Annotated in this window: 14 protein-coding genes; all 14 read right to left on the reverse strand. The window is 70.5% G+C overall.

The genetic code is table 11. The annotated features are described in order from the left end of the window. Positions 1-59 precede the first annotated feature (59 nt). The 14 genes from KNO15_RS03105 to ruvX all read right to left on the reverse strand — a co-directional run bounded on the left by KNO15_RS03105 (position 60) and on the right by ruvX (position 16,922). Positions 60-521 (reverse strand): hypothetical protein, encoded by a 462-nt coding sequence (locus KNO15_RS03105; RefSeq protein WP_241701985.1) that lies wholly within the window; start codon positions 519-521, stop codon positions 60-62. Then, positions 518-7,150: a DUF11 domain-containing protein gene (locus KNO15_RS03110; RefSeq protein WP_241701986.1), complete on the reverse strand. Its 6,633-nt coding sequence runs from the start codon at positions 7,148-7,150 to the stop codon at positions 518-520. The genes KNO15_RS03105 and KNO15_RS03110 overlap by 4 nt, the downstream gene beginning before the upstream one ends. A 381-nt stretch (positions 7,151-7,531) precedes the next feature. Then, positions 7,532-8,251 carry a DsbA family protein gene (locus KNO15_RS03115; protein ID WP_241701987.1) on the reverse strand — a complete coding sequence of 240 codons (720 nt, stop codon included), beginning with the start codon at positions 8,249-8,251 and terminating at the stop codon, positions 7,532-7,534. Further along, positions 8,248-8,670: a transcription antitermination factor NusB gene (gene nusB, locus KNO15_RS03120; RefSeq protein WP_208039424.1), complete on the reverse strand. Its 423-nt coding sequence runs from the start codon at positions 8,668-8,670 to the stop codon at positions 8,248-8,250. The genes KNO15_RS03115 and nusB overlap by 4 nt, the downstream gene beginning before the upstream one ends. Next, complete coding sequence (efp, locus tag KNO15_RS03125; RefSeq protein WP_241701988.1) at positions 8,670-9,233, reverse strand: elongation factor P; 564 nt, start codon at positions 9,231-9,233, stop codon at positions 8,670-8,672. The genes nusB and efp overlap by 1 nt, the downstream gene beginning before the upstream one ends. A gap of 99 nt (positions 9,234-9,332) precedes the next feature. Next, positions 9,333-9,770 (reverse strand): type II 3-dehydroquinate dehydratase, encoded by a 438-nt coding sequence (locus tag KNO15_RS03130; RefSeq protein ID WP_241701989.1) that lies wholly within the window; start codon positions 9,768-9,770, stop codon positions 9,333-9,335. A 5-nt stretch (positions 9,771-9,775) separates the two neighbouring features. After that, positions 9,776-10,165: a hypothetical protein gene (locus tag KNO15_RS03135; protein WP_241701990.1), complete on the reverse strand. Its 390-nt coding sequence runs from the start codon at positions 10,163-10,165 to the stop codon at positions 9,776-9,778. Continuing rightward, positions 10,165-11,244 (reverse strand): 3-dehydroquinate synthase, encoded by a 1,080-nt coding sequence (aroB, locus tag KNO15_RS03140; protein ID WP_241701991.1) that lies wholly within the window; start codon positions 11,242-11,244, stop codon positions 10,165-10,167. Before aroB ends, KNO15_RS03135 begins: the two co-directional genes overlap by 1 nt. Further along, positions 11,237-11,746 (reverse strand): shikimate kinase, encoded by a 510-nt coding sequence (locus KNO15_RS03145; RefSeq protein ID WP_241701992.1) that lies wholly within the window; start codon positions 11,744-11,746, stop codon positions 11,237-11,239. The genes aroB and KNO15_RS03145 overlap by 8 nt, the downstream gene beginning before the upstream one ends. A 6-nt stretch (positions 11,747-11,752) precedes the next feature. Then, positions 11,753-12,961 (reverse strand): chorismate synthase, encoded by a 1,209-nt coding sequence (gene aroC, locus KNO15_RS03150; RefSeq protein WP_241701993.1) that lies wholly within the window; start codon positions 12,959-12,961, stop codon positions 11,753-11,755. Between the two features lie 41 nt (positions 12,962-13,002). Further along, a complete protein-coding gene (locus tag KNO15_RS03155; protein WP_241701994.1) occupies positions 13,003-13,506 on the reverse strand; it encodes a GNAT family N-acetyltransferase in 504 nt (167 codons plus the stop codon). 9 nt (positions 13,507-13,515) lie between these two features. Then, positions 13,516-14,802 (reverse strand): shikimate dehydrogenase, encoded by a 1,287-nt coding sequence (locus KNO15_RS03160; RefSeq protein WP_241701995.1) that lies wholly within the window; start codon positions 14,800-14,802, stop codon positions 13,516-13,518. Further along, positions 14,795-16,453 carry an endolytic transglycosylase MltG gene (gene mltG / locus KNO15_RS03165; protein WP_241701996.1) on the reverse strand — a complete coding sequence of 553 codons (1,659 nt, stop codon included), beginning with the start codon at positions 16,451-16,453 and terminating at the stop codon, positions 14,795-14,797. The genes KNO15_RS03160 and mltG overlap by 8 nt, the downstream gene beginning before the upstream one ends. 1 nt (position 16,454) lies before the next feature. After that, complete coding sequence (gene ruvX / locus KNO15_RS03170) at positions 16,455-16,922, reverse strand: Holliday junction resolvase RuvX (RefSeq protein ID WP_241701997.1); 468 nt, start codon at positions 16,920-16,922, stop codon at positions 16,455-16,457. Position 16,923 lies beyond the last annotated feature (1 nt).

The following is a 16,923-nucleotide window of genomic DNA, read 5'->3' on the forward strand; positions in this document are numbered from 1 at the left end:
TAAAGGATGTCAATTGGGTCGAGCCTAGCAGGGGCGCGACCCGAAGGCGCCAGTCGAGCTCAGCTGTGCCGTTCCACGCGCAGAAGGCACGTGGCCCCCGGTTTGCCGGCGGGAAGGGTTCCCGACCACTTCTCGGTGGCGTGACCCGGCACTCCGCGGACGTCGACCTCGTGTACGCCGATGGTCGAACCCGCGGACTGGAGGGAGACGTAGATCCGATAGCTCTGCTCGGTCGACGTCGGATTGGTGACGGTCCCCTCGAAGTGCGCGGGGGACGCGTCGGCCGAGCACGTGCCGATCCTGACATCCTTCAGCGCCCCGACATAGCCCGTCTGCGTCCCCGGTCTGTGCGTGATCTGAGTGATGGTGCCGTCATGCGGGACGGCCGTCGTGGCAGTCGGTGCGGCCGGGTGCGGAGGCGCCGATGCCGTGCAGCCGGTCACCCCCATCACCACCAGCGCCACCAGGGGAATTGTCACGACCGCGGCGCAGGCCGCTCGGCTCAGGGTGCTGGTGCTCATTCGGAGGCCTTTCTGCGACGGACGGTGATCAGTGCGGACGAGAGCGTCACGCCGGCGAGGATCGAGAGGACCGCCAGCAGGGCCGCGAAGGCGGAGAACGAGGTCGTGCCGGTGGCGGCCAGGACGCCGAGGGCGATCACCACGCGATTGCTCTTCGCGGTCACCGGATCACCGCTTCGGGGATCCACGCCCGTCACGGTCGCGGTGTTCACGACGGACCCTGCGCCCAGGTCGGACCTGGTGAGCACATAGGTCGCGGTCGCGGTCACGGACTGCCCGGGGGTCAGCGTCCCGGGGCCCGCCGGCCAGCTGTAGTGGATGGCGGACAGCCCGGGCAGCGGGTCGGCGATCGTGACACCCGTCAGCACGACGTCACCGGTGTTCGTGGCCACGAACGTGTAGGACACCGTGTCACCGGGGGCTCCCGTGCCTCCGGATGCCAGCCGACCCGACTTCACCAGCGACAGGCCTGGCTCGGGATGCAGTGGAACCGTGGTCGAATCCCGCCCGGTGACCGTCCTTCCGCGCGGATCGGTCCCCGTGACGATGGCGGAGTTCACGACCCGCCCTGCGTCGACATCGGCCTGGGTGAGCACGTAGGTCGCCGTGGCGGTCGCCGACTGACCGGCGCCCAGCGTGCCGGCGACGCCTGGCCACGTGAAGGTCAGCGGGGACAATCCGGGCAGCGGGTCGCTGATCGCCACCTCGGTCAGCGTGACATTCCCCGAGTTGGTCGCCGTGAAGGCGAAGTGGACGGTGTCTCCGACCGCCCCGGTCGCACCGGCGGCGAGACCTCCCGTCTTCACGAGGTCGATCCCGGGAGCGGGCGTGAGGGGCACCGTGGTCGTGTCATCGCCGGTCACCGGATCCCCGCCGGGATCGGTGCCTGTCGCGGTGGCGGAGTTCACCACCGAGCCGGCATCCACATCCGCCGCCGTCAGCACATACGTCGCCGTCGCGGTCACGGACTCCCCCGGCACCAGCGTCCCGGGGGTCCCCGGCCACTGGTACGTCAACGTCGACAGACCGGGCAACGGATCCGTGATCGTGACGCCTGTGAGCGTCACGTTCCCGGTGTTGGTCGCCGAGAAGGTGTAGTCGACCGTGTCACCGACAGCGCCCACGGCGCCGGCCGCCAAGCCGCCGGTCTTCACCAGGGCGATCCGGGGTGCGGGATCGATGGAGACCGTGGTCGTGTCGTCGCCTGTCACCTGATCCCCACCGGGGTCGGTGGCCGAGGCAGTGGCCGTGTTCACCACGGACCCCGCGGTGGTGTCCGCCCGGGTCAACGCATACGTCGCCGTCGCAGACACGGACTGACCGGGAGACAGCGTCCCCACGGCACCCGGCCAGGTGTAAGCCAGTGCGGAGAGTCCGGGAAGCGGGTCGGTGATCGTGACACCGGTCAGGGTCACGTTCCCGGTGTTCGTCGCGGTGAAGGTGTAGTCCACCGTGTCGCCGACGGCGCCCGTCGCACCCGCGGCGAGCGCGCCCGTCTTGAGCAGGGTGATCGCTGGTGCCTGCGGAACGGTGATTGTCACCGTGTCGTCGCCGGTCACCGGATCCCCGCCGGGGTCGGTGCCCGTCGCGGTGGCGGTGTTCAGCACCGAGCCGGCATCGATGTCCGCCTGGGCGAGCGTGTAGGCAGCGGTCGCCGCTACGGCCTGCCCCGGCAGGAGCGTCCCGGGAGCGCCGGGCCAGGTGAAGGTCAACGGCGACAGGCCCGGCATCGGGTCGGCGATCGTGACATCCGTGAGCGTGACGTTCCCGGTGTTCGTCGCAGTGAAGGTGTAGTTCACCGTCTCACCGACGGCGCCTGTCGCACCCGCGGCGAGACCTCCCGTCTTGACCAGGGCGATACCCGGAGCCGGGGTGATGGAGACCGTCGTCGTGTCGTCGCCGGTCACCGGGTCTCCGCCCGGGTCTGTGCCCGTCGCGGTGGCGGTGTTGACCACGGCGCCGGCGTTCACGTCCGCGGCGGTCAGAGCGTAGGTCGCCACGGCGGTCACGGACTGGCCGGGCTCCAGCGTCCCGGGAGTGCCGGGCCAGGTGAAGGTGAGCCCGGAGAGCCCCGGCAGCGGGTCGGCGATCGTGACACCCGTGAGCGTCACATTCCCGGTGTTGGTCGCCGCGAAGGAGTAGTCCACCGTGTCCCCGACCGCACCGCTCGCACCCGCGGCCAGGCCCCCGGTCTTCACCAGGCTGATCGCCGGAGCCTGCGGCACCGTGACCGTCACGGTGTCATCACCGGTCACCGGAACGCCGCCCGGATCCGTCCCCGTCGCCGTTGCGGTGTTCACCACCGAACCGGCGTCCACATCGGCCTGCGTCAGCACGTAGGTCGCGGTCGCGGTCGCCGACTGACCCGGCGTCAACGTCCCCGGCGTGCCCGGCCACGTGAACGTCAAGGCCGAGAGCCCCGGCAGCGGGTCGGTGATCGTGACGCCCGTGAGCGTCACGTTCCCGGTGTTCGTGGCCGCGAAGGAGTAGTCCACCGTGTCCCCGACCGCACCGCTCGCACCCGCGGCCAGGCCCCCGGTCTTCACCAGGCTGATCGCCGGAGCCTGCGGCACCGTGACCGTCACAGTGTCGTCACCGGTCACCGGAACGCCGCCCGGATCAGTGCCCGTCGCCGTTGCGGTGTTCACCACCGAACCGGCGTCCACATCGGCCTGCGTCAGCACGTAGGTCGCGGTCGCGGTCGCCGACTGACCCGGCGTCAACGTCCCCGGCGCACCCGGCCACGTGAAGGTGAGCCCGGACAGCCCGGGCAGCGGGTCTGCGATCGTGACACCGGTCAACGCCGCGGTGCCCGTGTTGGTCACCGTGAACGTGTAGTCCACCGTGTCACCGACCGCACCGGTCGCACCCGCGGCCAGAGCGCCGGTCTTCACCAGGCCGATGGCGGGGGCCGCCGCGATCTCGACAGTCGCCGTGTCTTCGCCGGTCACCTGGGCCCCGCCGGGATCCGCACCCGTCGCTGCGGCCGTGTTCACCACCGAGCCCGCAGCCACGTCGGCCGGAGTGAGCGCATACGTCGCCGTCGCGGTCACGGACTGACCCGGAACCAACGTTCCCGGCGCTGCCGGCCACGTGAAGCTCAATGCCGAAAGCCCCGGCAGCGGGTCGGCGATCGTGACCCCGGTGAGCGTCACGGTGCCTGTGTTCGTGGCGAGGAAGGTGTAGTCCACGGTGTCGCCGGCAGCGCCGGTCGCGCCCGCGGCCAGCACACCCGTCTTGACGAGACCGATCGCGGGCGCGGCAGCGATGCCGACTGTGGCGGTGTCGTCATCGGTCACGCGAGCGCCGCCGGGGTCCGTGCCCGTCGCCGTGGCCGTGTTCACCACCGACCCGGCGTCCACATCGGCCTGGGTCAGGGCGTACGTCGCGGTCCCGGTCGCCGACTGGCCGGGTGTCAGCGTGTCCGGCGCTCCGGGCCACGTGAACGCCGGCGCGGACAGTCCCGGAAGCGGATCCGTGACGGTGACACCCGTCACTGTCACGTTCCCCGTGTTCGTTACCTGGAACGTGTAGTCCACCCGGTCGCCGGCCGCACCGGTCGCACCGGCGGCCAAACCACCCGTCTTGACCAGGGCGATGCCCGGAGCAGGAGCGACCGAGACCGTGGCCGTGTCGTCGCCCGTGACCGGGACTCCCCCGGGATCGGTTCCCGTCGCGGTGGCCGTGTTGACCACCGAGCCGGCATCCACATCGGCCTGTGTGAGCACATACGTCGCCGTCGCCGTCGCTGCCTCACCCGGAGTCAACGTCCCCGGTGTGCCCGGCCAGGTGAAGGTCGGAGCGGATAGCCCGGGCAGCGGGTCCGTGATCGTGACTCCGGTCAGGGTCACGTTCCCCGTGTTGGTCGCGGTGAACGAGTAGTCCACCGTGTCACCCGCCACACCGGTCGCGCCGGCAGCCAGGCCGCCGGACTTCACGAGAGTGATATCCGGGGCGGGCGCGATCTCGACGGTCACCGTGTCGTCGCCCGTCACCTGCGCCCCTCCGGGATCCGTCCCTGTGGCCGTGGCCGTGTTCACCACGGAGCCGCCGGCCACATCCGCCGCCGTCAGCACGTAGGTCGCCGTCGCGGTGGCCTCCTGTCCCGGGAGCAGGGTCCCCGGCGCACCCGGCCACGTGATGGCCAGCGCGGACAAGCCCGGCATCGGATCCGTGATCGTGACGCCCGTCAGCGTCACGTTTCCCGTGTTGGCGGCCACGAAGGTGTAGTCCACCGTGTCACCGGCGGCCCCCGTCGCACCTGCAGCCAGCTCGCCCGCCTTCACCAGGCTGATACCGGGGGCGGGCGAGACATCGACCGTCGCAGAGTCGACACCGGTCACCGTGCCACCGTCCGGGCCCGCGCCCGTCGCGGTGGCCGTGTTCACCACCCACCCCGCATCCACATCCGCCTGCGTCAGAACGTACGTGGCCATCGCCGAGGCGGCTTCTCCGGGCGACAACGTCCCCGGCGTGCCCGGCCAGGTGAAGGTCAGCCCGGACAGCCCCGGCAGCGGGTCGGCGATGGTCACGCCCGTCAACGTCACGTTCCCGGTGTTGGTGGCGACGAACTTGTAGTTGACCGTGTCACCCGCCACGCCGCCAGCGCCCGCGGCGAGCGCCCCGGTCTTCACCAGCGTGATCGCCGGGGCGGACGCCACCGAGACCGTCGCCGAGTCCGACGCAGTCACCGACTCTCCGCCGGGATCCGTTCCCGCTGTCGTCGCCGTGTTCACGACGGATCCGGCATCCGCATCCGCCTGACCGAGGAGGTAGGTCGCCGTGGCCGCCACCGACTGGCCCGCAAGCAGCGTGCCGGGGGCCCCCGGCCACGAGTAGGTCAGGCCCGAGAGACCCGGCAGCGGATCCGTGACCGTCACGCCCGTCAACGTCACGTCCCCGGTGTTGGTGGCAAGGAAGGAGTAGTTCACCGTGTCGCCGGCAGCGCCGGTGGCTCCCGCTGCGAGGGCGCCGGTCTTCACCAACGTGATCTGACCGCCCTGCGCGAGCGGAACCTGCGTCGACGACGGGCCCGACTGAGTGGGAGCGGGGGCGCCGGGCGCCGTCCCGTGCGCGACCGCCGTATTGTCGATGATCCCGGCGGCGACATCGGCGGCCGTCACGACATACGACGCCGTACACGTCGTCTGCGCTCCCGGCGCGAGATCACCCGCGGGGCACACGGGCGCGCTCATCGACCCGCTCCCGGTGAAGGTCGTCTCCGTGATCCCGACGCCGGACAACGCCACGGTTCCGGTGTTCGTGACCAGGAAGGAGTAGTCGACCGTCTCCCCAACGGTCAGCGCGGTCACCGGCGCCCCGCCCGAGGTCGCGGACTTGACCAGCGACAACGACGGCGCGTCCAGAATGGTCGTCGTGACCGAGCTCGTGTTGTTCGGCACGTTCACGTCGACGTCGGCGCCCGCGACGCTCGCGCCGTTCACCAGGGTGCCGCCGGAGGTCGTCGGAGCCGTGCCCGTCAGGACGATCGGGCCGAAGGTGGCGCCGGCGTTCAGGATGCCGGGTATCACCGCCGAGGAGTTCCCCCCGGACAGATCGATCAGTGAGGGGACGGTGCCGTTCTGGGACGGAGTCCACCCCGCGGGAGCGCGCGAGCACACCAGGTCATTGCCGGAGAGGGAGCAATCGGCTCCGCCGGAGACGATGGCCGCGTCGGTCACGCCGGCGGGAACGGCGTCTGTGACGATGAACCCGTGCGACGTCGAGCTTCCGGCCGCGTTCGAGACCCGGATCTGCCAGGTGATCGGCCCTCCGGCCTCGACAGAGGTGGGACCGGTCTTCGCCAACGACAGGTCTGCCCGCGGCAACCACGCCAGCAGGTGCACTCCGCGCGTCGCCGACAGGGGATCGCCGAAGGCCGTGCCCGGGGTGTTGACCGTGATCGTCCTCATCGTGTGAAACGTGAAGGTCACACTGGAGATCAGGCCGCCGACACGGAGGAAGGCGTACGGAGACGCCGTACCTTTGCACGGTGTCGCCTGCAGCGCGGTCGGGAGGTAGCTCAATCGGTTGCCGGCGAAACTCTGCTTCGACGGATCCACCGGAGAATTCAACGTGACCTGACCGGTGGCCGGCGCCGAGCCGTTGATGGCCGAGAACGAGACGTCCTGCCATTGGGCGGCGCACTGCGTGACCGGTGTCGTGTTGGACTCCGCTCCCGTCGCGAGGGCGACGACGGGATTGATCACCGGATGAGGGAACGTCATCGTCATCGTGTGCGTCACGCACTCCGCGGTGTACCCCACGGCCGTGTTGGATCCCAGGCACCCGGACGGGATCGTGAGAGGCTTCAGCTGAATGCTGGTGTCCGCCTGATAGGCGGGAGTCTGCGCAGGAGCACTGATCGTGATCGGTCCGAGCGGAGACATGTTCCCCGGGTAGGGGGCCGTCGCCGTCGTTCCCGATGTCGCCCACGGGAGGATCTGCGCGTGCTGCGCGAGAGTCACATCGGAGATCACCGGGTCTTCGAGATCCTCGGCCGCCTCGGCCGGTGCCGTCAACACCCCGAGCGACACCGCCATGGCCAGCGAGGCGACGACGGCGGCGAGTCTGATGAACAGCGAACGCCCACGCGGATCCGACGACCAGGGAGAACGAGACCGGCGCATGGCGGCTCCTACAGCTTCTGACGGCGATGCCCCGCAGGGCTCTGGGTTCGCGCGTGCGGCCGATCGGAACCCGACGGGCCCTCGCGCGGCGCCACCCTGCCGGGACGACCGGGTCGCGTCGTGAAGAGACAGCGAGACCCTATGGCCGCCGCACACCGTGCCGACTGGAGCACGACGTCGGGGTGACAGGGGCCGACAGCCGCGCGGAAAGCCGCTTCAGCGCCTCGAATCCCGCCGCTTCACCCGGAATCACAACGCGAACGCGAGCGCCGGAGTTCGCCGGGGCGACGACGGCCGACACGCCGTCGTCGGTCTCCGTGTCGTGATCGGCCCGCGGACGTCACCTATAACGTCACCTCGCCCGCGCCCGGGCGGAGGGGGCTATTTAACGCCGAGGAAGCTCGCGAACTCTTTCTCGTCGCTGATCGACCCGGTGTACTGCTTGCCGTTCACGAGGACGGTCGGCGTGCCCTGGATCGTGTCGAGGACCTTCTTGCCGTCGACGGTGATCGGGCCCGACTGCGAGTGCGCGGTGTTCGCCTGCGCCCAGGCCTGGTACGGCCCGCTGCGGTCGATGCACGCGGAGATATCGGTGATGCCGAGGTCGGTGGCGCGCTTGGCGAGCTCCTTGTCGGTCAGACCGTTCGAGTTCTCGTCCGGCTGGTCCGTGAAGAGCGCCTGATAGTAGTCGAGCACATGATCGGGGTCGTGCACGCCCACGCAGACGAGAGCCGCCGCGGCCCGCGTCGAGTAGCCGGTGCCGTTCGACGCGCGGTCGAGGAACGTCAACGGGTGCAGGCGCAGCGTGATCGAGCCGTCCTTGACCGCGTTCGCCAGCGTCTCGCCGTTGGTCTTCTCGAACGCGCCGCACACCGGGCACATCGCGTCGAACCAGATGTCGACCTTCTTCGAGCCGGTGCCGGCCGAGACGAACCCGCCGTCGAAGTCCACGGCGGCGTCCGTACCGGTCGGAGGCTTCGCGGTCGCCACCGGGACGTTCGAGTTGCCGCCGAGCAGAGAGCATGACGCGACGCCGGCCGCCACCGCGACCGCGAGCACGGCTGCGACGGCGATCCTGGCGAGCCTGCGTCCACCGCTCATGCGCGCTGCGGGCGGTTCTGTGCGATCTTGGCGAGCAGGCCGTTCACGAAGCCAGCGGAGTCGTCCGTCGACAGCACGGTCGCCGCCTCCACCGCTTCCGAGATCGCCACGCCGTCCGGCACCTCGTCGTTGAACAGCAGTTCCCAGACGCCGATGCGCAGGATGGCGCGATCGACGGCGGGCATGCGGGCGAGGGTCCAGCCCTGCGCGTACGTCTCGATCTGCTCGTCGATCTCGTCCTGGTGGTCTATTACGCCGTCGACGATCTCGCGCGCATACAGCCAGGAGGCCTCACGCGTCGGCTCGTTCGCGGCGCGCTCCGCCTCGGCGGCCAGCGCTTGCGGCAGGGTCAGCTGCCGCAGGTCGGCACTGAAGAGCACGTCGAGGGCGCGCTTGCGCGCCTTGGTCCGGGCGCTCACTAGTCGTTGACGCGGCCGAGGTAGTCGCCGCTGCGGGTGTCGACCTTGACCTTGGTGCCGGTCTCCAGGAACAGCGGGACCTGGATCTGGTAGCCGGTCTCGACGGTCGCCGGCTTGGTGCCGCCGGTGGAACGGTCGCCCTGGAGGCCAGGCTCGGTGTAGGTGATCTCGAGCACGACGGAGGCCGGGAGCTCGACGTAAAGCGGCGAGCCCTCGTGCAGCGCGACCGTCACGTTCTGGTTCTCGAGCATGAAGTTGGCGGCGTCGCCGACCACCGAGCCGGGAATGGTGATCTGGTCGTAGTCGCTGGTGTCCATGAAGACGAAGTCCGCGCCGTCCTGGTACAGGTACTGGTAGTCGCGGCGGTCGACGTTGGTGATCTCGATCTTCGCGCCCGCGTTGTACGTGCGGTCGACCGTCTTGCCGGTGGTCACGTTCTTCAGCTTCGTGCGGACGAACGCCCCACCCTTGCCCGGCTTGACGTGCTGGAACTCGATGACGCTCCAGAGCTGTCCGTCGATGTTGAGGACGATGCCGTTCTTGATGTCAGCGGTCGATGCCATGCGCGAGTTCCATTCGGTTTGCGGAAGATTCGGGTGGTTATGGCGCTCAGCGCCGTCCACGGAGGGCTCGGCGTGCGGAGCCCCACAAGATTCTAGACGTCAGCGCGCGTTTCGGCGAATGAACGCCAGAGCCATCCGGTACGACTCGAACCCGAAGCCGGCGATCACGCCCGTCGACACCGCGCTGATGACGCTCGTGTGCCGGAACTCCTCGCGCGCGTGCGGGTTGGACAGGTGCACCTCGATCACGGTTCCGCCGGCCTTCGTGACGAGCGAGACCGCGTCGCGCAGCGCGTACGAGTAGTGCGTCCAGGCTCCGGCGTTGAGGATGACCGGCGCACCGCTGTCGGCCGCTTCGTACAGCCAGCCCAGCAGCTCGCCCTCGGTGTCGGTCTGGCGCAGATCGACCTCGAGCTCCGGCGCATCCTCTGCGAGCACCGCCCGCAGGTCGTCGAGCGTTCCCGCGCCGTAGACATCGGGCTCGCGCGTGCCGAGGCGGCCGAGGTTGGGGCCGTTGAGGACGAGGACGGTTGCCATGCCGCTCACCCTACCGATGCTTCGCCGTCGGCGAGCGGACGGACGCGCACGGCAGACCAGACGTCATCGATCGCGACGTTGCTGATCGGGCGCCAGCCGTACGATCCCGCCTCCCGGATGAAGGTGTCGCGATTGACGTCGGCCCGGCCGCCCTTCGGGTACAGGAACCAGACGGCGCGGGCGCCCGACAGGGCGGGGAGCCCGCTGCCGAAACGGGACAGGAGCTCGTCGCGGCTGCGCACGAAGACGACGGAGACGGTGGCCTCCGAAGGCGCCGCCTCGACGACACCGCTCGGCAAGTCGCCGAGCGCAGCGCGGTCCTCCGGGCCGCCCCCGCCGAGGCTCAGCGCGTCTCCCGGCTTGATCAGAAGCTTCTCGGCGATGGTCTTCGCCATCAGGAGCCGATCTCCTGGTAGGCGGCGAAGAGCAGGCTCTGGTCCGGTCCGGCGAGGACGGTCGGCCGCGCGAGGTCGTCGAGCACGATGAACCGCAGAAGGCTCCCGCGCGCCTTCTTGTCGCGCTGCATGGTCGCCAGCAGCGTCTGCCAGCGGCCGGCCGGGTAGGTGGTCGGGAGGGTGAGCGACTCGAGGATCCGGCGGTGCCGGTCGACGACCTCGTCGCTCAGCCGGCCGCTCAGGCGCGCGAGCTCGGCGGCGAACACCATGCCGACGGACACGGCAGCGCCGTGTCGCCACTGGTAGCGCTCGGCGTGCTCGATCGCGTGGCCGAGCGTGTGCCCGTAGTTGAGGACCTCGCGGAGACCCTGCTCGGTGAAGTCCTCGCCGACCACGCGCGCTTTGATCCCGACCGACAGCTCGACCAGCCGGCGGAACTCCGGCGACTCGGGATCGGTCGCGACGTCGACGTCGCGCTCGATGATGTCCAGGATCTCCGGCTCGGCGATGAAGCCGTACTTGACGATCTCCGCGAATCCGGCCAGCAGCTCGTTGCGCCCGAGCGAGGTCAGGGTGTCCAGGTCGCAGACCACCGCAGCGGGCGCGTAGAACGCTCCGACGAGATTCTTGCCCTCGGCGGTGTTGATGCCCGTCTTGCCGCCGACTGCGGCGTCCACCATCCCCAGCACGGTGGTCGGGACCTGGACCAGGCGCACGCCGCGCAGCCAGGTGGCCGCGACGAACCCGGCCAGGTCGGTGACGGCCCCGCCGCCGAAGCCGATCACGGCGTCGGACCTCGTGAAGTCGGCCTGGCCCATGATGCCCCAGAGGAAGGAGGCGACCTCGACGCGCTTCGCCGCCTCGGCGTCCGGGACCTCGGCCAGGAGCACCTCGAACTGCCCGGTGAGCGACTCTCGCAGTTCGGCGGCGGCGGCGCCGAGCGTCGGCGGGTGTACCACGAGGACCTTGTTCACCCCGGCGCCGAGGTGCGATGACAGACCGAACCGGAGGCCGCGCCCGATGACGACCGGATACTGGTCCGCTCCCGCGACGAGGATCTCGGTGGGCTGGTCAGTCATGCGTCTCCTTCATCGGTCCTGAGTCTTCGATCCAGCGCGCGATCTCCTCCACGATGGCATCGATCGGCCGGGACGAGGTGTCGGCTGTGTAGTCCGCGAGCGAGCGGTAGAGCGGGCTCCGTGCTTCGACGAGCCGCTTCCACGACTCGAGGTCGGTCACCAGCGGGCGCTTGCGGTTGGTGATGCGCGCCGCGATGGCGGCGGGCTGCACGGTCAGCAGCACGACCCGAGTCGCCGCCAGGTCGGCCCGGGTGTCCGGATCGAGCACCGCGCCACCACCGAGCGACACGATGCCGGGACGGGCGACGGCCTCCGCGACCGCCGCACGCTCCAGGGCGCGGAAGTAGGGCTCACCGTGCTCGGCGAAGATCTCTGCGATCGCGCCGTGCTGGGCGACCACGACGGCGTCGGTGTCGACGAACGACAGGCCGAGCCGTCGGGCCAGGCGCTTGCCCACCCGCGTCTTGCCCGCCGCAGGAGGGCCGATCAGGACGATCGTCACGGTCGGTCAGGCGTAGGGCGCGCTGACGCGCTCGGTCGCCAGGTTCTCCGGGATGGCGTCGAGGTAGCCGCGCAGGTTGCGCCCCGTCTCGGTCACCGAGTCTCCCCCGAACTTCTCGAGCACGGCGTTGGCCAGCACCAGAGCGACCATGGCCTCGGCGACGACACCCGCCGCCGGCACCGCGCAGACGTCTGAACGCTGGTGATGGGCGGGAGCGGCCTCGCTGGTCGCGATGTCGATGGTGCGCAACGCGTGCGGGACCGTCGCGATCGGCTTCATGCCCGCGCGCACGCGCAGTACGCCGCCGGTGCTCATGCCGCCCTCGGTACCGCCGGCTTTGTCGCTGGTCCGCACGATCGTCCCGTCTTCGGCGACGAGCTCGTCGTGCGCCTGCGACCCGCGGCGCGTGGTCGTGAGGAAGCCGTCGCCGACCTCCACCCCCTTGATCGCCTGGATGCCCATGAGTGCGGCGGCGAGCTGACCGTCGAGCCGGCGGTCCCAGTGCACGTGCGAGCCCAGCCCCGGCGGGAGGCCGTAGGCCAGGACCTCGACCACACCGCCGAGGGTGTCGCCGTCTTTGTGCGCGTCGTCCACCTCGGCCACCATGCGCTCGGACGTCGCGGGGTCGAAGCAGCGCAGCGGGTCGGCGTCGAGCGTCGCCACGTCGGCCGGCGTGGGCAGCGGGGCGCCCTCCGGCACGCGAACCGGCCCGATCGACAGCGTGTGGCTGACCAGCGTGATGCCGAGCTCGGCGAGGAAGGAGCGCGCGATGGCGCCCAGCGCGACGCGCGCGGCGGTCTCCCGGGCGCTGGCACGCTCCAGCACGGGTCGCGCCTCGTCGAAACCGTACTTCTGCATCCCGACCAGGTCGGCGTGGCCCGGACGCGGACGCGTCAAGGCGGCACCGCGACCGGTCGAGAGTTTCTCGGGATCCACGGGCTCAGCGCTCATCACATCGACCCACTTGGGCCACTCGGTGTTGCCGATCCGCAGCGCGATCGGGCTGCCGAGACTCAGGCCGTGACGGACACCGCCCGAGATGTCGAGGGCGTCCTGCTCGAACTTCATGCGCGCACCGCGCCCATAGCCGAGCTTGCGGCGGGCGAGATCGGCGCGGACCGCGTCCAGGGAGACGGGGACCCCGGCGGGGAGCCCTTCCAGGACGGCGATGAGTTCGGGGCCGTGGGATTCCCCGGCCGTGAGCCAACGAAGCATGACTCGATTCTGGCACAGCGGCGGGGTGGCGCTTCGCGTGGTTACGCCCGGCCCGCGCCGTCTCCTGCCGCGAAGACATCGGTGTGCACGACGAACGCGTGCAGCAGCCTGTCGTCGTCCGAACTGAACCCGTGACGCTCGTAGACGGGAACGGCACGCGGGCTGGAGTGCACCGTGACGCGTTCGAGCCCGAGCTCGGCGGCGCGCGCCAGCACGGCGTCGATCAGGCGGCCGCCGATGCCGTCGTCGCGCCGGTGCGGCACGACGTACGCGCACTGCAGATCGCCGGAGGCCCGCTCGAACCGCCGCGCGCTCGGCACCCGGGCGACGACGGCGAGCCAGGTCATGCCGAGCACGAGGCCGTCTTCGACCGCGACGAAGCACTCGTGGGAATCCCGGTCCGCCGCCCAGGCCGCGAACCGTTCCGCGAAGACCGCCCTGGTGTCGTCGGGCTCTCCTCCGAACTCCCGGATGGAGTCCCATCGCAGGCCACCGACGGCGGCCCACTCCTCGGGCCGCGCCGGCCGGACGTCGAAGCCGGTCATCGCCTCTGACTACTCGGCTTCCGCGGCGCCGGAGCCGTCGTCGAGCGGGGCGCCCTCCGCGTCGATTCCGACGGCCGTGAGCATGGCGCCGAGCACCTCGTCTTCGTCCGGAAGCGGCTGGAGCGGGTCGCCCGAGACGAAGATCCGCACCTGGAGCAACGCCTGGTGGGCCAGCATCGCCAGACCGGAGACGACCTTGCCGCCGACCAGCTGCCAGGAGCGGCCGAGCGCGCTGGGCCACGGGTCGTACGCCACATCCAGGAGCACCGCGCGACGCCGGGTGGAGTCGGTGTAGACCGCCGCCGTGGAGGCGCCGCCCGGCAGGGTGCTGATCACGAGCTCCGGCACGTCGAGCGAGCGATCCGCCTGCGCGAACGAACGGATCCGCACCATCAGGCCGAGCTCGTGCGCGAGCGGTTCCAGCCAGAGGCTCTTCTGCAGGTCGCGCACGTGCACGTCGACCCGCTCTGCCCCCAGCTCGGCAGCGGCGACGAGCGCGGACGCGGCCGTCGCTCCCCCGCCGAGCACGTGCACGTACCGTGCGCTCTGCAGTCCGGCTGCGCCGAGCGCGCGAACGATGCCCGCCACGTCGGTGTTGAAGCCGCTGACGGCGTCACCGTCGAGCAGCACGGTGTTCGCGACCCCGGTCTGCACCGCGACCCGGTCGACGGCCGTCAGCAACGGCACGACGGTCTGCTTGAGCGGCATCGTGAGCGAGAGGCCGCGCCACTCCGGCCCCAGGCCGTCGAGGAATGTGGCCAGGCCGTCCTCGGCGACATCGACCGACTCGTACGACCAGGGAAGGCCGAGGACGTCGTAGGCCGCACGGTGGAGCGCAGGCGATCTGGAGTGGCCGATCGGAGATCCGAGGACGGCCAGGCGGCGCGCCGGTTCGGTCTCGGGCGCTGCGGGGCCGGTCTCTTCCGCGTCGATCTCGGCCGCAGGCCCGTCGACGTCGTCTTCGCTGTCGCCGCCGTCGTGATCGCTGTCGCTGCCATCGTGATCGCCGTCGCTGCCGTCGTGATCGCCGTCGCTGCCGTCGTGATCGCCGTCGCTGCCGTCGTGATCGCCGTCCAAGGGCTCCTCACTGTCGGCCGCAGCCTCAGCCTCGACGATCGCGGCCTCCTCGGCCTGCACCTCGCGCTCGGCCTCGACCAGAGCGGCGATCTCCGCCTCCGCCGAGGCTTCGGACACGCCGTCTCCGACCGAGGCCTCCTCGGCCGGCACGTCGGGCGCTTCCGCCGGTGTGCGGCTGGCCGCACCGCCGCGCGACGGGGTCTTCGGTTTCTCATCCATAGCCGGGGTTGTCCTTCATCCACTGCTGCCATTTCGCGACCGCCGCATCATGCTCGGCGACCGTGGTCGAGAAGATCGTCTCGCCGGTCTTGAGGTTCCAGGTCACGAAGAACATCCACGGGCCGTCCGCAGGATGCACGACCGCGTTGATGGCCAGGTCGCCCGGGTTCGAGATCGGACCGACCGGGAGTCCCGAATGCGCGTAGGTGTTGTAGGGGTTCGACGCGTCGGCGCGCTCGGCGTCCGTCGTCTCCACCCGGTGCGTGTTGCCGGTGCCATAGGCGACCGTGGCGTCCGACTGCAGGTCCCAGCCCTGCGCGAGCCGATTGAGGAACACCCGGGCGACCTTGGGATAGTCGTCTTTGAGGCCGGCCTCGCGCTGCACGATCGATGCGAGCACGACCGTGTTCCACCGGTCGCCCGGGGCGACTCCTGCTTCGTCCAGGGCCTGGAACGACCGGTCGACCATGGTCTTGACGACGTCGTGCGCCGTCGCTCCCGGAGCGAAGGTGTACGTCGCGGGGAACAAGAAGCCTTCGAGCGTCTTCGCCTCGGGCGGGAGGCCGAACTCGGCCGGATTGGCCGCAGCCTGCTGCAGTTCGGCGAGCGGGATCTTGGTCGACTCCGACACCGTCTGAAGCGCGTCCTTCTCCGCCGTCCCTTCCGGGATGACCGCAGTGTTCTGCATGCGGCTCGCGGGATCCTGCAGGGCGGTCAAGGCGGCCTGGGCGCTCATCCGCTTGGCCAGCTTGAAGACGCCGGGCTGGAACTGGACCTCGGGGTGTTGACGGAGCAGCAGCTGGTAGAAGGCGTCGTAGCTCTTCGTGACACCGGCTTTCTGCAGATTCGTCGCGATCGAGTCTCCGGTGTCACCCGACTTGATCGTGAACATGACCTGGCCGGTCCCCGTCCCCGTGTAGTCGTTGTCGACCGGCGACAGCGCCGTGATGAGCTTGGCGACCTGGGGCTGGAACGCCGCGTACGCGCCCCCGGCGAGCCCAGCGAGCACCGCGACGACTACCGCGGTCACGACGACGGGCTTCACCCAGCGCCGTCTGCGCTTGGGCGGCTTGTCGTGCGAGAGGTAGTTCTGCTGCCGCCACGCCAGCGGGTGCTCCGGGTCCCCTCCACCGACCTCACCGCGATCGTCGGCCAGCGGCGAGAAGATCGCGTGCACCGGGCTTCCGGCGACACCGTGGTCGTCGGCTGCCGCACCGCGCGCCGCTTCGTGCCGCGCCGCCGCGCCGACCGGCTCGCGGCCGAGCTCCGCCGCCGCCTCGGAGCCGACCGAGATCGGACCGGTCACAACCGAATCGAAGTCCAGCCCGGCGAGCGTCGCCACCTGGGCGGTCGTCTCCGCCGGAGGCGGGGTCCACGGACCCGGAGTCTGCGGATGGCGCTGGTCGACAGGCGCTGCCGGAACGTCGGCCGCCGCGTCTTGTCGGGCCGCCTGTGCTTCGTGCGCCTCGCCGGCCCCCTGCGTGGACTTGGCTTCCTGGGCCTCCCTGGCTTCCTGGGCCTCCCTGGCTTCCTGAGCCTCCCTGGCTTCCTGAGCCTCCCTGGCCTCCCGCGCCTCGCGGCGGGTCATCGGCTGCCGGTTCACGGCGGGAAAGACGGGCGGCTCCGGCTTCTCCTGCGGGTTCTGCGACAAACTAGGGTCCAATGCTCGGTTCGACGGGATGGCCCGGCGGACGGCCTGAAGCGCGCTCCGCGTCGAGGGCGTGCTGCAAAATTATCGTGGCGGCCACCTGATCCACCACTGGACGCGCGCTTTTCGAGTTCTTGCCCGACGCTCGGAGGGCCGAATGCGCCGAAACGGTCGAAAGCCGCTCGTCCACCAGCCGCACGGGCACCTCGACCTCGGCTTCGAGCGCTTCCGCGAACGAGACGGCGTCCGCCGTCGACGCGGTGTGCGCGCCCGAGAGCGCCAGGGGTAACCCGACGATAATCTCGAAAACTCCGAGTTCGGTCACAATCCCGGCGATCCTGCGGCGATCCGCAGCGTCTTCGGAGCGAGCGACCGTCTCCAGCGGTGTCGCCAGCATCCCGTGCGGGTCCGAACGGCTCACGCCGATCCGGACCTTGCCGACGTCGATGCCGAGCCGCACTCCGCTCCGCACG

The organism is Leifsonia shinshuensis (genome assembly GCF_022606355.1).
GTDB classification, from domain to species: Bacteria; Actinomycetota; Actinomycetes; order Actinomycetales; family Microbacteriaceae; genus Leifsonia; species Leifsonia shinshuensis_B.